The sequence below is a fragment of the Pseudomonas ekonensis genome (assembly GCF_019145435.1).
GTDB lineage: Bacteria > Pseudomonadota > Gammaproteobacteria > Pseudomonadales > Pseudomonadaceae > Aquipseudomonas > Aquipseudomonas ekonensis.
On record NZ_JAHSTS010000001.1, the window covers coordinates 2,155,644 to 2,168,936 of the forward strand.

A 13,293-nucleotide genomic window follows, 5' to 3' on the forward strand; every position below is an offset into this window, starting at 1 on the left:
TGATTTGCTGCATTCTAACCTCGACGGGAAGGGGACGAGAACAGCCGTCATGGCTAATTCCCATCAATGGGGCTCGTTTTTCCCGTACGACACCCTGAAAACAGGATGTATTGAGAACAGTATTCATATGCGGCGTGAAAAAATGATCAAAAGGACGGACAACGTCGTTCAGGCGTTTCCGACGGCCGTCGGCGGGCCCCGACACTGCGCAGTGTCGGGGCCTGGTGTTCAAGCCCGATCGGCCGCCGACGGGGGCTCAGGATCCAGCTGACGCCCCATTTCGCAGATCAGGAACGCGATCGAGTCGGCGTTGCGCAGGATCGTGTCGATACGCGGGTGAGGGTTGTCCGGATCGAGGAACGCGTCGCGGGCCCGTTCCAGCGTGGGGCTCAAGGTCGCGTTGAGCACCGCTTCGGCCACGTGCTCGGTCGCCTTGCGTTGATCCAGATCGATCCAGTCGCCGTCTCCCTCGCTCCAGCGCGCGAAGAGCGCATCCCTCGGCGTGTCGAGGGACAAGGCTTCGCGCTGATGCCGCAGCTGATTGTCTTTGATATCCGTGCCATAGCGGGTGACGGTGGCGATCAGGTCGCTGAACGGGCGGCGGGCTTCGAGCGAAGCGATGTCCACCGTCTTGCAGAATTGATGGGAGAATTCGTGGATGAGCGTCGAGGCCTGTGCATGGCCGTCGACGTTGAACGGCTCGGTCAGGCCCGACTTGTACCAATCCAGTTGCTGGTCGAAGAAGTGCTCGGTGAAGTGCACCCGCTTTTGGTCGTCCTTATCGATCACGAACGCAATCAGTTTGGCCTGGTGGTATTTGTTCGACCCTATGACGAAGCGTTCGGTATTGAACAAATCGTCGGTCGGATCCACCAGTGCCTTGCAGAGCGGCACGATCGCTTTGGCGATCTTGTCCAGGATATCGCCGTCGATCCGGCTGACCCCGAAGAAGGATTTGAGAAACCTGTCCAGCCGGGTGCCCTCGGTCGGGTTTTTCAACTGCGCCAGGTTGTGCAGGCTGTTGAAGGCGTAGAAACGGGCCAGATCCACCGCTTGCACCAGCATGCGCGCCTTCTCAGGGTGCCAGGCGCGGATCTGCTCCATGCCCCGGGCTTCGATGTTGAGCCAAAGCCGGGCTTCGCCTTCGTCGAGGTACCGGTTGCGCAGGATCGACATGCCCTTGCCGAAATGCACGGTGTGCCGATCCGGGTCGATCACCAGTTGCCCGGAGACGGTTCGATCCAGGAACGGACCCTCCTGGGCGTCGCTGGTCAGCCGCCAGCCGGCTCCGGCCCGCGCGACCCGATAGACCTTACCGGCCACCGCCGCGTAGGTCGCCATATCAGAGGGATCCACGAAGGTACCGTTGGTTCTGTCGCGTCTCAGATTGCGCAAAGACAGCATCGGCGCTTCGAATTCCTGCAGGCAGGTGCGGATCGGCGCCGTCGACCTGATCCTGTCCCAGCGGGGATCGGGAAGCGCCGTCAACGGTTTTGGCACGCTGGGCCGGTCGACGCCGAACAGCGGCTTCAGGCGCAACCGGCCCAGGGTGACCATTTGCGCGGCGTCGCTGATGAAGTCGCCCAGCGCTTGTTTCCAAGAGTGCTGCTCCAGTGCCTGGACGGGGTAGCGCAAGTCCTTGATGGCTTGCCACAGGAACGGAATCGCACAGGCCTTGCCGGGCAGCAGAACGGTGAGGGGATTGACGGCTTCGCTGAACAGCTGTTTGGCGGTTTCCCAGTCCGGCAGCGCACCGGCCAGCGATTGGCCGGCGATCAGGTGCTCCAGCAAGCGGATATTGTCGTCGAACAGCTGAGCCAACAGGTTGCCGTCGATGGGATTTGACGCCAGGGTCATGTCGCCGGACTGTCCGGCGCCGTCCTTGAACAGCGAGGCGAACACCGGACGCTGCGCTTCGGGCAGGCGTCTGATCAGCAAGTCCTGCAGCGGGCCGGGGGCGCAGAGGGCGGCGACGACAGCCGCTTCGTCGGCGAATTCGCGCAACAGCTGTTCGCCGTGGTAAGGCGCATACAGCACCTGCGGGCCTTCGCTCCCCGGCTGAGGACCGAACAGGTAAAGGCCCAGGGCCCGGACCGCCTTGGCGCCGGCGGTCTTGATCAGCTCCAGCGGGCGCACCAAGGCACGGGCGCCCCGGACGAGGCCACGGGCGATGGCGTCCGGCATGTCCAGCACCCGATGCACGAGATCGAAGGCCGCGGGCGAAAGGTGCTGCTGCAGTTTTAAGGCATGGGCGTGCTGCAACAGCTGCCACGGCAACCGGCGGGCAAAGCGGTGCCTGCGCACTCCGGATTCGTCCGCAGCCAAGGCCTGGCTCACCTTGCCGGCAAACATTGCGGGGATCTGGAGTGACAGCAGCAGTTGCCCGACGGCGCTGCGGTTCAGGCCGGACGGCACCGGCTCGCCCGAGGCCAGGGAAATACGGATGTTGCCCTGGGTTTCACTGACATGCCGCAGGGCATGCTCGGTCAGGCTGCGGGGCGGGCCGGCCAGCGCCAGCGTCGGGGTGATCTCGATCCGGTCCGGATCCAGGCCTTGTCCGGGAAGGCGGTTGTCCAGCAGATGCTTGAGGGTTTCGCGCACATGGCCGGTCAAGGTCGGGAGGCCGTGCAGGTAGTCGTCCGCGTCCAGGTGCCTGATCTGTTCCAGCAGTTCGATCTGCAGCCGCTGGTCATCGACGGCGGCCATGCCAAGCCAGGCCGGCATCGTTTGCTGGAGGGCGATGGCGCGCGCCATCGCTGTCGCCCGATTCAGGTTCGTGTCCGGCGGTGAGCCGGCCAGCCTCTTGAGGGCGCTCTCCTGCGCGGCGCGTCCCAGCTCGAATCCACGCCAATAGGCGCCTTGGCCGAAGAACCGGTCAATGGCCGACTGAGCCCGGTGCTGGAGCACATTGCCTTCGATCAGTTGCAGGGGGCCGAGCGTGAATGTCCGATGAACCCGTTCGACGGACGGCGCGAGGTTCTCAAGAAGCGTCAATCGCGCCTCGCTGTCCTCCAGCCGTTGCCTCAAGGCGTCTCTTGCCTTGTCCAGCGTGCCGAACACTTCGATGCCCAGGGCCGGTGTCCACAGCAATGCGCGGCCGGAGTGCCGGACGTCGAGCCCGCCGCGCTCGGTCAGCAGGAAACAGTTGGCGAGCGGCACCAGTTGAACCGCGTCGGAGGGCAGCACGCTCAACGAGTAGGCGTCCGGCCTGAAGCCGTTGAGTGCTCGACGGGTAGGGCGCGACGGATGTTCGGCGTTGAACACCGTCTCGACGATCACCCGTTCGTGGTCGTGCAAGGTGCCGTTCAGAACGCCCAGGAGGGCTTCTCCATTGATGCCGACCGACAGCGCATGGGCGATCCGCGGCTTCATGTCGTTCAGATAGGCTCGCTGCTCGGCCAGCGATGCCGTCGGTTGGCGGGCAAACTCGATGGCCAGGGGCGCCTGCACGCTGGCAAACGTCTTCGCCTTGGCCGTTGCCTTGTCCGCCAGGACCTGCGACGGCTGCAGGTCGCCCGTCAACACCGGCCGTGTGCTCCAGCGGCCGTGGGTTCCCAGGCCCAGGAGCCTTTCGTGGATCATCGAGCGGATGTCCAGGGCCTTGTCGAAGAGCGCCTGCGGATCCACCGCGCCGTCACTGTGGCGGTACACCTGCAGGATGTATTCGAGGTTCTGCCGTTGCTTGGTGATGATGGCCTCGAGCAGCACCCTGAAAATGTCCCCGGCGATCGCCTCGCCGGACACCTGCGGGACGTTGAAGCCCAGCAAGCGCTGGCGCTCCTCAAGGCCGAGCAATCCGTACAGTTCATCTTCGTGTCCGGCGGCGCTGAACTTGGCCAACACCGTTTGCCTCAGATCCCGGTAGTCCCTGAGCACCTGCAAGCCCTGCGAAGGCGTATAGAGAAACGCATCCGAGCGGTTGATCATCAGCGATCCCGCCAACTCCACCTGGCGGGTGCTGTGTTCCCAGAGCCGCACGGTCTCCAGGCTGGCGCTGCGGGAGGCGCCGGCGTCCGTGCCGGGGCGGATCCAGCGCAGCAGGTCCCGACATTGCCCGCTGTCGATGATTTGCGCTTCGCGCTTGAGCATGACGTCGGCGAAGGCCTGCTCCGCCATGGCGCGGGCGAAGTAGGCCCGCCGCGAGTGGCCGTCTGCCGAAGCCTCGTCCCAGTATCGTTCCAGGCATTGGAACAGCAGCGGCAGCAGCATGCCCGCGACCTTTTGCAGGGACTGCGCCCAGGCTTGCACCGATGCTTCGTCGGAGGGCTGCGACGGGTGGGAAAAATGCACCGGGGCGTCCGGCTCCAGCGGGTGGCGGTACAGCAGGAGCGCCGCTTCGCTCAGGGACATCGATCTCGGCCAGCGGGTGTCGGCGAAGCTGGCGCGTGTCAGGCGCTGATCGACGCCCGGAGGGAACGCCGGCCGCAACCGTTCGGCGAAAATCGTTTGCATCACCTGCTTCAGCGTCGGCAGTTGCAGCAGCTCATCCAGCATGGCCTGGGCGTTGTCGCGCAGGCCTTGCTCGATCACTGAGCGCTGGTCGTCGAAGATGTCGCCCTCGATCAAGGCGTACGTGACATAGACGCCTTCCTCGGCCGCCAAGCGCTTGCGGTGAGCCAGCGACATGAGGGACAGCAACGGATCGTCTTCCCGGGCGTGCCCAAGGGCCGAGTTCAGGTGAGCGCCGAGGGCGTCGAGGTCTTCGAACTTGCGCACGCCGCCCAAGGGGGTATAGAGCACCACGGCGTGATCGTCCGGCGTGGCGCTCAAGGCGAAGCTGCCGGCCAGCGGCACCGCAGGCGCATCGCCAGCGTTGAGCAGGATCCGGTAGGCATACATCGGCGGTGTTTCCCGGCTGCGCCGTTCCTGGCGGGTCAGCCTGACGTTGCCGAGCCATTGCAGATCGCGGGTGGACAGTCCCAGGGGCTTGCCGAGCTCTTCCCAGAGGCCGGGGGCCTCCAGGATCTCGGGGAACAGCAGCGGGGCGGAGGGTTCAGTCATCATGGACACTCGAGGGTGGGCGCAGGCGCCGTGAATGGAGTGCCAAGGCTAGGTTCCCCGTCGCGGGGCGGGTGGTGCAGGGTTATGGTGCCGGCCGTTCCACGCAAGGGTTGACAGCCTGTCGTCGGGGCATGGTTAATCGGCGGGCGAGTTGTCCGAACGCTGTCGTTCCCTCCAATAATTACTCTGGAGCTTCAGATGTCTGCGCCACACGATCCTGCTGTCTCGTCCACGCTGTCCCTCGATGAACTGACCCGTCTGCTCGAAACCATCTTCGTGCGCCACGGCACCTCGGCCGAAGTGGCCCGGACGCTGGCCGCCAACTGCGCCGGCGCCGAGCGTGACGGCGCCCACAGCCACGGCGTGTTCCGCATGCCCGGTTACGTCTCGACGCTCAACAGCGGTTGGGTCGACGGCCGTGCCGTGCCGCACGTGGAGGACGTGGCGTCCGGCTTCGTGCGGGTCGATGCCGGCAACGGCTTCGCTCAGCCGGCGCTGGCCGCCGCCCGGCCGCTGCTGGTGGAAAAGGCCCGCTCGGCCGGCATCGCGGTGCTGGCCATTCGCAACTCCCATCATTTCGCCGCGCTGTGGCCGGACGTCGAGCCGTTCGCCGAAGAGGGACTGGTGGCCCTGAGCGTGGTCAACAGCATGACCTGCGTGGTGCCCCATGGCGCCGACCGGCCGCTGTTCGGCACCAACCCGATTGCGTTCGCCGCACCCCGGGCCGACGGCGCGCCCATCGTGTTCGACCTGGCCACCAGCGCCATCGCCCACGGCGACGTGCAGATCGCCGCGCGTCAGGGCGAGAAACTGCCGGCAGGCATGGGCGTGGACAGCCTCGGCCAGCCGACCCAGGATCCGAAGGCGATCCTGGGCGGCGGCGCGCTGCTGCCGTTTGGCGGGCACAAGGGTTCGGCGCTGTCGATGATGGTCGAGCTGCTGGCGGCGGCGCTGACCGGTGGAAACTTCTCCTTCGAGTTCGATTGGTCGAACCATCCGGGCGCCAAGACGCCGTGGACCGGCCAACTGCTGATCGTGATCGACCCCGGCAAAGCGGCGGGGCAGAGCTTCGTCGAGCGCAGCCAGGAACTGGTGCGGCAGATGCACGGGGTGGGGCTCAAGCGTTTGCCGGGCGATCGCCGGCACCTTCAGCGGGCGCGGTCGCTGAGCGAGGGGATTGTGCTGGACGGCGCGACAATGGCGCAGCTGCGCGAATTGGCAGGCCTGTGAATGGATTGTGGCCAGGGAGCAAGCTCCCTGGCCACCTGTTCAGCGACGGCCGAGCAGCAGACCCACCACCAGGCCGAACCCGGCGGAAATCGCCACGGTCTGCCACGGATGCCCGCCGATGTAGTTCTGGGTGGCTTCGACCGCCGGTTGCGTGCGGGCACGCACGTTCGAGACCGAGTCCCGCGCCTGCTGCAATTTCTGGGCGATCTGCCCGCGCAGGGTCTCCGCTTCCTCGCCGACCAGGGCGGCGCTGCTCTTGAGCAGTTTTTCCGATTCTTCGATCAGGGCCTGAAGGTCGCTGAAGGCTTGATCCTTGATCTGGTCTTCGGCGGTGTGCGCGGCGGTTCTACGGGCCATTGGGTGACTCCTTGCAGGTGAATGGACAGTGATCAATGGAGTGTGGCGCAAACTGAAAAGTTGCAGCGATTTCATTGGCGGCAGAAAAACCGCCGCCGGAGATTTCCGTCCAGCGTGTAAGATGTCGCCATTTCATGCAGCAGGTAATTTCCGATGAGTTTCAATCTGGCCGACAAATCCCTCGCAGAGCGCGCCGCGCTGGAAGACGAGAAATCCCGACTGTTCGAACTCTGGAAGACCAACCTGGGCAAGGCCAAGGGCGAAGCCGCGCGTCTGTTCGGCGAACGGGCCAAGCGCAAGGGCAAATGGGCCGAGTGGGTGCGCTCGGAGCTGGACGGCATGTCGCCGCCGGAGTTCTCCAACATGGTGCGCAGCGAAGTCAACCGGCTGATGGCGGCGAACAAGTAACCCCCCGTCATTCCTTGGCGAAACAGGCGATGATCGCCTCGCGCACCTTGAGAACCACCGGATCGGTCTGGGGGTTGGTGCGCCAGCCCAGCTCCACCGGGTAACGCGGCAGCGCCAGGGGGCAGGGCAGCAGCGCCAGGCCGCTGAGCGACGCGATGGCCTCGGCCGCGTGGGCCGGGATCGTCGCCACGGCGCCGCTGCCCTTGAGCAGGTGCGGCAGCGCGGCGAAATGGGTGGTCGAGGCGCCTACCCGACGGCTCAGCCCCAGCGCCGCCAACCCTTCATCGGTGATGCCGATGAAGCCCCCCGAGGACACCAGCAGGTGCTCGCGGGCGACAAACTCTTCCAGGCCGATCTGCCCCTGGCCGGGCGCCAGGCTCGCCGGATCCGCCAGGCAGGCATACCCCCCTTCACCCAGCACCTGACGGCTGAGCAGCCGCTCGGCAAACCCGCCGGCGGTGATCGCCAGGTCGAGGCTGCGCTCCATCAGGTCGCGGGCGACGATCTGGCTGTGGGTCTGGCGGAAGATCACCCGCAGTTTCGGCGCGGCGCAGGCGATCGCGTCGATCAGCCGTCGGCCGTAAGCGATCTCGAAATCGTCCGACAGCCCGATGATCACCGAGCGGCCGTCGTACTGGTCGGCGGCCGGATCGACCATCGCCAGGCTTTGCCGGCATTTGTTCAGCGCATCGCTGACCACCGGCTTAAGCTGATTGGCCTTGAGCGTCGGCGCCAGGCCCCGGCCGGTGCGCACGAACAGTTGATCCCCGTACACCTCACGCAAACGCCGCAGCGCCGCGCTGACCGCCGACTGGGTCACGCCCAGGCGCAGGGCGGCGCGGCTGGCGCTGGACTCTTCGTGGAGGGCTTCGAAGGTTTTCAGCAGGTTGAGGTCGAGGGTCGCGATATTCATCTGGCTCATATCATTCAGCAGCGGGCAGGGCTTTATTCATGATCCCGTGCGGCCGGAGAATCGGCAACACCTGATCCTCACGGAGTGAACGCAATGCCCAAATCCATCGTTGCCGCGCTGCAAATCGGTGCCTTGCCCGGCGGCAAAGGCGAAACCCTGGAACAGATCCTGAGCTGGGAGGCGGCCATCCTGGAATCCGGCGCCGCGCTGGTGGTGATGCCCGAGGCGTTGCTCGGCGGCTACCCGAAAGGCGAAGGCTTCGGCACGCAGTTGGGCTATCGGCTGCCGGAAGGGCGCGAGGCCTACGCCCGCTACTTCGACAACGCCATCGATGTGCCCGGCACGGAGACCGAAGCGCTGGCGGGCCTGTCGGCGCGCACCGGGGCGAACCTGGTGATCGGCGTCATCGAGCGCGCCGGCAGCACCCTGTATTGCACCGCGCTGCATTTCGACCCGCAGGCCGGCCTGGTGGCCAAGCACCGCAAACTGATGCCCACCGGCACCGAACGCCTGATCTGGGGCAAGGGCGACGGCTCGACGTTGCCGGTGCTCGACAGCCAGGTCGGCAAACTGGGCGCGGTGATCTGCTGGGAAAACATGATGCCGCTGCTGCGCACGGCCATGTACGCCAAGGGCATTGAAGTGTGGTGCGCGCCGACGGTGGACGAGCGCGACATGTGGCAGGTGAGCATGCGCCACATCGCCCATGAGGGGCGCTGCTTTGTGGTCAGCGCGTGCCAGGTGCAGGCTTCGCCGAACGAGCTGGGCGTGGAGGTCGCCAACTGGCCGGCGGACCGTCCGCTGATCGCCGGCGGCAGCGTGATCGTCGGGCCGATGGGCGATGTGCTGGCCGGCCCGCTGAAAGGCGGGGCAGGGTTGCTGACCGCCGAGATCGACACCGACGAGCTGGTGCGTGCGCGCTACGACTACGACGTGGTCGGCCACTATGCGCGGCCGGACGTGTTCGAGCTGAGCGTGGATGAGCGGGCCAGGCCGGGGGTGCGTTTCACCGCTTGATCGGCAGTGCGGGAGCCGTGAGCCCTGCGCTGCCTTCACCGGGCTGGCTCCTACGGGGGGAGACGCAAAATCTGTGGTCACCGCCAACCATGGCGGGAACCCGCCTGCCGGCGATGGCGTCAGCCAAAACCGCGCAGAACCCAGCCAGCGTCACCAGGTGGCGGCGCTGGCCCTGGGCAGGCTGAGCTTGCCGCGGTCGGTGAAGCGCATGGTGCCGAACGCGCCGCCCGCCAGTTTGCCCCGCAGCACGTAAGGCAGGTTGTCGAGGTTCTGGGTCTGGCTCAGGCCCAGGGTCTGGCGCAGCACCGAGAACGCCGAAACGCTCACCGGCACGCTGACCACCGCCTCGGAGAAGCGCGGGATCGAGCCGGCCTGGTCGCTCACCCCCGAGGCCAACGGACGGCCGTTGACTTCAAGATCCAGCGCGATGCCGTTGTAGTCGATGGCGGTTTCGTTGGGGTTCTGCACCCGCAGCTTGAGGGCGAAGCGCATTTCCAGCTCCTGGCTGGGCAGCGGCTCGAGGCCGACCACGTTGATGTTCACCGGGTCGCGGGAAGGGAACAGCGCACAGGCACTGAGGGACAGCAGAAGCAGGGACAGCAGCAGGGCGGTGAGACGGCGCATGGGGCGTTCTCTCGATGACGAAAAAAGGGCCGGACCGCCAACGGTCCGGCCCTCTGATTGTGCGGCGGGCCGCCTCAGCGGTTCAACGGTGCGACCGCAGGCGCCGGTGCAGGTTCAGTCTTGGCCGGCACGTCCGGGTTTTCCATGACCTGCAGGATAGACGCCTCCGGGTCGAAGTCGTCTTCTTCCAGTTCGATGAATTCTTCCGGCAGGAAGATGTTCAGCACGATGGCGCACAGGGCGCCGACGGTGATCGGCGACTCGAAGATGTTGCGCAGGGCCTGCGGCAGTTCGCGCAGCACCTCAGGCACGGCGGCGATGCCCAGCCCCATGCCCACCGAGATGGCCACGATCAGCATGTTGCGCCGGTGCAGCCCGGCCTCGGCGAGGATCTTGATCCCGGCCACGGCCACGGTGCCGAACATCACCAGCTCAGCGCCGCCCAGCACCGGTTTTGGCATCAGTTGCAGCACCGCGCCGATCATCGGGAACAGGCCCAGCAGCACCAGCAGGCCGGCGATGAAGAACGCGACGTAGCGGCTGGCCACGCCGGTGAGCTGGATCACCCCGTTGTTCTGGGCGAAGGTCACCATCGGCATGCTGTTGAACACCGCCGCCATGGCCGAGTTGAGGCCGTCGGCAAGCAGCCCCGACTTGATCCGGCGGATGTACAGCGGGCCCTTGACCGGCTGGCGCGAGATCATCGAGTTGGCCGTCAGGTCGCCGGCGGCCTCCAGCGGCGACACCAGGAAAATCACCGCCACCGGCACGAACGCCACCCAGTCGAAGTTGAAGCCGTACTTGAACGGCACGGGAATGCTGACCGCCGGCACCTGCGGCAGGTTGGCGAAGTCCACCTGGCCCGTCAGCCACGCCACCACGTAGCCGAGGGTCAGGCCGATGACGATGGCGCCCAGGCGCAGGAACGGCACGTCGACCCGGTTCAGCACCACGATGGTGCCCAGCACCAGCGCGGCCAGGAACACATGGCTGGCGGCTCCCAGGTCCGGTGCGCCGAAGCCGCCGGCGATGTCGGTCATCGCCACCTTGATCAGCGACAGGCCCATCAGCGTGATGATGGTGCCGGTGACCACCGGGGTGATCAGCATGCGCAGCTTGCCGATGAACTGGCTCAGCACCACTTCGATGAACGCGGCGAAGAAGCACACGCCGAAGATCGTCGACAGGATCTCGTCGGTGCCGCCGCCCCGGGCCTTGACCATGAAGCCTGCGCTGAGGATCACGCTGATGAACGAGAAGCTGGTGCCTTGCAGGCACAGCAGCCCCGAACCCACCGGGCCGAAGCGCCGGGCCTGCACGAAGGTGCCGAGGCCGGAGACGAACAACGCCATGCTGATCAGGTAGGGGATTTCGCTGTGCAGGCCCAGGGCGCTGCCCATGATCAGGGTCGGGGTGATGATGCCGACGAAGCTGGCCAGCACGTGCTGCAGGGCGGCGAACACCGTGGCGGTGAAGTCTGGACGGTCGTTGAGGCCGTAGATGAGGTCGTTGTTGCGCGGGGCTTTTTCGGAGACGGTCATGGTGGTGTGCGCGCCGCAAGGCGCAGCCGGGTCAGAAAATGGGTGCGCAGGATGCCGGAAGCGGGCGGCGAGGGCAACGCAATAAAATTGCCTGAAAGGTCAGGTTTTACGCGGCCCTCAGGCAAACGCCGCCAACAGATCCTCCTCGAACGCCTTCTGCGCGTCCCCCGGCACCTGGGCCCGGTGCCGGGCCAGGTGAAACGCCACCTCAAAGCTCAATCCGCCTTCGCGCACCGGCCGCAGCAGGCCTCTGTCCACCCACTGGCGGGCGTAATGGCTCGGCAGGTAGCCGACGTGCCGGCCCGACAGAATGAACGCCAGCGTGCCTTCGACCTGCTCCGAGCGCGCCGAGCAGACCTGGCCCTGGAACGGCTCGTCGCTGCGCAGGAACCGGTACGGATGATCGACCCGGTCACAGGCCTGCAATGCCGCGTCGTCCGGTGCATCGTCGGTGAACAGCGGATGGCCGGGGGCGCAGTAAAGGTGCTGGGTTTCGTGGAACAGTTCGCGGTAGTCGAACGCGGTCTGCACCTGGGAAAAGTAACCGATGGCCAGGTCCAGCCGCTGTTGCAGCAGCAGGCGCTCCATTTCCCCCGGCATGGCGCTGATCAGCTCGATGCGCACCGCCTCGTCCCGTGCGCGAAAGCGCCGGATCGCGTCGGCCACCCGTTGCAGCACCGAGTGGTCCACCGCTTCGGACAGCCCCAGGCGCACCTCGCCGATCAGGCGCCCGGCCACGCCGTTGGACTCATGACGGAACGCTTCGATGGACTGGAACAGCGCACGGGTCGCGGCCAGCAACCGCTCACCCTTGGGCGTCAGGCTGAAACCGGCCTTGCCGCGGTTGCACACCCGGTAGCCCAGGCGCGTCTCCAGCTTGGCCATCTGCTGGCTGATGCTGGACTGGCTCAGGCCCAGTTCACCCTGGGCGGCACTGAAGCCGTTGCACTCGACCACGCCGACGAACAGGCGCAGCAGTTGCAGATCCACGTCGTGGAGTTGACCGAGCATCACATTGTCTCCGGCTAATGTCAGGTTAACGAACTTGAGATTTTTGTAATGTATCCGCCGGCGCATCCTGCCACCACTCCCCACGGTCAGGTGTTCGTCATGGCTTCTGTGTTCAAACTGGGCTTGCCCGCGCTGTTGATCTCCGTTGTGTTCACGGCCCAGGCCGAGGACAAGACCCTCAACCTCTACAGTTGGGCCGATTACGTGGCTCCGCAGACCTTGCAGCGCTTCGAGCAGGAAACCGGCATCCATGTGCGCTACGACACCTTCGACACCACCGAGGTGCTGGAAACCAAGCTGCTGACCGGCGGCAGCGGCTACGACGTGGTCGTGCCGTCCTCCACCGTGCTGGCTCGCGGGCTGGCGGCGGGCGCCCTGAAGGAAATCCCCCGTGAAGGGCTCAAGGGCTACGCCAACCTCGATCCGGACCTGCTGGCGAAACTCGCGGCGGTGGATCCCGGCAACCGCTACGGCGTGCCCTACACCTGGGGCACTTTGGGGCTTGGGATGAACGTGGAGGCGGTCAAGAAACGCCTGCCGGACGCGCCGCTCAACAGCCTGGATCTGCTGTTCAAGCCGGAATACGCCGGCAAGCTCAAGGACTGCGGCATCGCGATCCTGGATTCGCCGCAGGAGGTCATCGGCCTGACCCTGCATTACCTGGGCAAGGATCCTTACAGCAGCGACAAGGCCGACCTGGCCGCCGCCGAAGCCCTGTTGCAGCGGTTGCAGCCGTCGGTGCTGTACGTCGCAACGGGCCGGCAGATCAATGACCTGGCCAACGGCAGCGTGTGCCTGGCGCTGACCTACAACGGCGACGCGGGCATGGCCGCCGACCAGGCGCGCAAGGCCGGCAAGCCGTTCGAGATCGCCTACCGCATCCCCCGTGAGGGCACGCTGGTGTGGCAGGACAACCTCGCCATCCCCAAGGACGCGCCGCACCCGGAGGCCGCCCGGGCCTTCATCGAATTCATGCTGCGCCCCGAGTCCGTGGCGGCGTTGACCAACACCTTGTTTTTCGCCACCGCCAACCAGGCCGCCACGCCGCTGGTGGACGAGGCGGTGCGCAACGACCCGGACATCTACCCGCAGCCCGAAGTGCGTGAGCGGCTGTACGCCGACCGCAGCATGAGCCTCAAGGACATGCGCCAGCGCACCCGCCTGTGGACCGCTTTTCGCAGCCATCAGTAA

At 66.0% G+C, this 13,293-nt stretch carries 10 protein-coding genes; 4 read left to right on the top strand and 6 right to left on the bottom strand.

Translation table 11 applies throughout. The features are described from left to right. Window positions 1–228 precede the first annotated feature (228 nt). Window positions 229–5,001 carry a dermonecrotic toxin domain-containing protein gene (locus KVG96_RS09565; RefSeq protein WP_217891802.1) on the bottom strand — a complete coding sequence of 1,591 codons (4,773 nt, stop codon included), beginning with the start codon at window positions 4,999–5,001 and terminating at the stop codon, window positions 229–231. A 198-nt stretch (window positions 5,002–5,199) separates the two neighbouring features. Here KVG96_RS09565 and KVG96_RS09570 point away from each other — a divergent pair, with 198 nt between their 5' ends. Continuing rightward, window positions 5,200–6,231: an Ldh family oxidoreductase gene (locus tag KVG96_RS09570; RefSeq protein WP_217891803.1), complete on the top strand. Its 1,032-nt coding sequence runs from the start codon at window positions 5,200–5,202 to the stop codon at window positions 6,229–6,231. Between the two features lie 39 nt (window positions 6,232–6,270). On the opposite strand, the gene KVG96_RS09575 is transcribed toward KVG96_RS09570, so the two are convergent. Further along, window positions 6,271–6,588, bottom strand: coding sequence for an ElaB/YgaM/YqjD family protein (locus tag KVG96_RS09575; protein WP_217891804.1), 318 nt, complete (start codon window positions 6,586–6,588; stop codon window positions 6,271–6,273). Between the two features lie 153 nt (window positions 6,589–6,741). On the opposite strand from KVG96_RS09575, the gene KVG96_RS09580 reads away from it, so the two are divergent. After that, window positions 6,742–6,996 carry a hypothetical protein gene (locus KVG96_RS09580; RefSeq protein WP_217891805.1) on the top strand — a complete coding sequence of 85 codons (255 nt, stop codon included), beginning with the start codon at window positions 6,742–6,744 and terminating at the stop codon, window positions 6,994–6,996. Window positions 6,997–7,003: 7 nt separating this feature from the next. On the opposite strand, the gene KVG96_RS09585 is transcribed toward KVG96_RS09580, so the two are convergent. Beyond that, window positions 7,004–7,918, bottom strand: a complete 915-nt coding sequence (locus KVG96_RS09585) for a LysR family transcriptional regulator (RefSeq protein WP_217891806.1) — start codon at window positions 7,916–7,918, stop codon at window positions 7,004–7,006. An 84-nt stretch (window positions 7,919–8,002) separates the two neighbouring features. Between KVG96_RS09585 and KVG96_RS09590 the strand changes: the two genes are divergently transcribed. Beyond that, the gene (locus tag KVG96_RS09590) at window positions 8,003–8,926 is read left to right on the top strand and encodes a carbon-nitrogen hydrolase family protein (RefSeq protein WP_217891807.1); all 924 of its coding nucleotides are present in this window, start codon (window positions 8,003–8,005) and stop codon (window positions 8,924–8,926) included. Window positions 8,927–9,076: 150 nt separating this feature from the next. Here KVG96_RS09590 and KVG96_RS09595 read toward each other — a convergent pair whose 3' ends face one another. The 3 genes from KVG96_RS09595 to KVG96_RS09605 form a co-directional block, all read right to left on the bottom strand. Beyond that, window positions 9,077–9,550 (bottom strand): LEA/WHy family protein, encoded by a 474-nt coding sequence (locus KVG96_RS09595; RefSeq protein ID WP_217891808.1) that lies wholly within the window; start codon window positions 9,548–9,550, stop codon window positions 9,077–9,079. 74 nt (window positions 9,551–9,624) lie between these two features. Next, window positions 9,625–11,091 (bottom strand): nucleobase:cation symporter-2 family protein, encoded by a 1,467-nt coding sequence (locus KVG96_RS09600; protein ID WP_217891809.1) that lies wholly within the window; start codon window positions 11,089–11,091, stop codon window positions 9,625–9,627. A gap of 117 nt (window positions 11,092–11,208) precedes the next feature. Further along, a complete protein-coding gene (locus KVG96_RS09605) occupies window positions 11,209–12,102 on the bottom strand; it encodes a LysR family transcriptional regulator (RefSeq protein ID WP_217891810.1) in 894 nt (297 codons plus the stop codon). A gap of 99 nt (window positions 12,103–12,201) precedes the next feature. On the opposite strand from KVG96_RS09605, the gene KVG96_RS09610 reads away from it, so the two are divergent. Then, window positions 12,202–13,293, top strand: a complete 1,092-nt coding sequence (locus KVG96_RS09610; RefSeq protein ID WP_217891811.1) for an extracellular solute-binding protein — start codon at window positions 12,202–12,204, stop codon at window positions 13,291–13,293.

Coding starts and splice junctions, on each gene's coding strand:
- KVG96_RS09570 (WP_217891803.1), top strand. CDS start 5,200: ATGTCTGCGCCACACGATCCTGCTGTCTCGTCCACGCTGTCCCTCGAT.
- KVG96_RS09575 (WP_217891804.1), bottom strand. CDS start 6,588: ATGGCCCGTAGAACCGCCGCGCACACCGCCGAAGACCAGATCAAGGAT.
- KVG96_RS09590 (WP_217891807.1), top strand. CDS start 8,003: ATGCCCAAATCCATCGTTGCCGCGCTGCAAATCGGTGCCTTGCCCGGC.
- KVG96_RS09600 (WP_217891809.1), bottom strand. CDS start 11,091: ATGACCGTCTCCGAAAAAGCCCCGCGCAACAACGACCTCATCTACGGC.
- KVG96_RS09580 (WP_217891805.1), top strand. CDS start 6,742: ATGAGTTTCAATCTGGCCGACAAATCCCTCGCAGAGCGCGCCGCGCTG.
- KVG96_RS09595 (WP_217891808.1), bottom strand. CDS start 9,550: ATGCGCCGTCTCACCGCCCTGCTGCTGTCCCTGCTTCTGCTGTCCCTC.
- KVG96_RS09605 (WP_217891810.1), bottom strand. CDS start 12,102: ATGCTCGGTCAACTCCACGACGTGGATCTGCAACTGCTGCGCCTGTTC.
- KVG96_RS09565 (WP_217891802.1), bottom strand. CDS start 5,001: ATGACTGAACCCTCCGCCCCGCTGCTGTTCCCCGAGATCCTGGAGGCC.
- KVG96_RS09585 (WP_217891806.1), bottom strand. CDS start 7,918: ATGAGCCAGATGAATATCGCGACCCTCGACCTCAACCTGCTGAAAACC.
- KVG96_RS09610 (WP_217891811.1), top strand. CDS start 12,202: ATGGCTTCTGTGTTCAAACTGGGCTTGCCCGCGCTGTTGATCTCCGTT.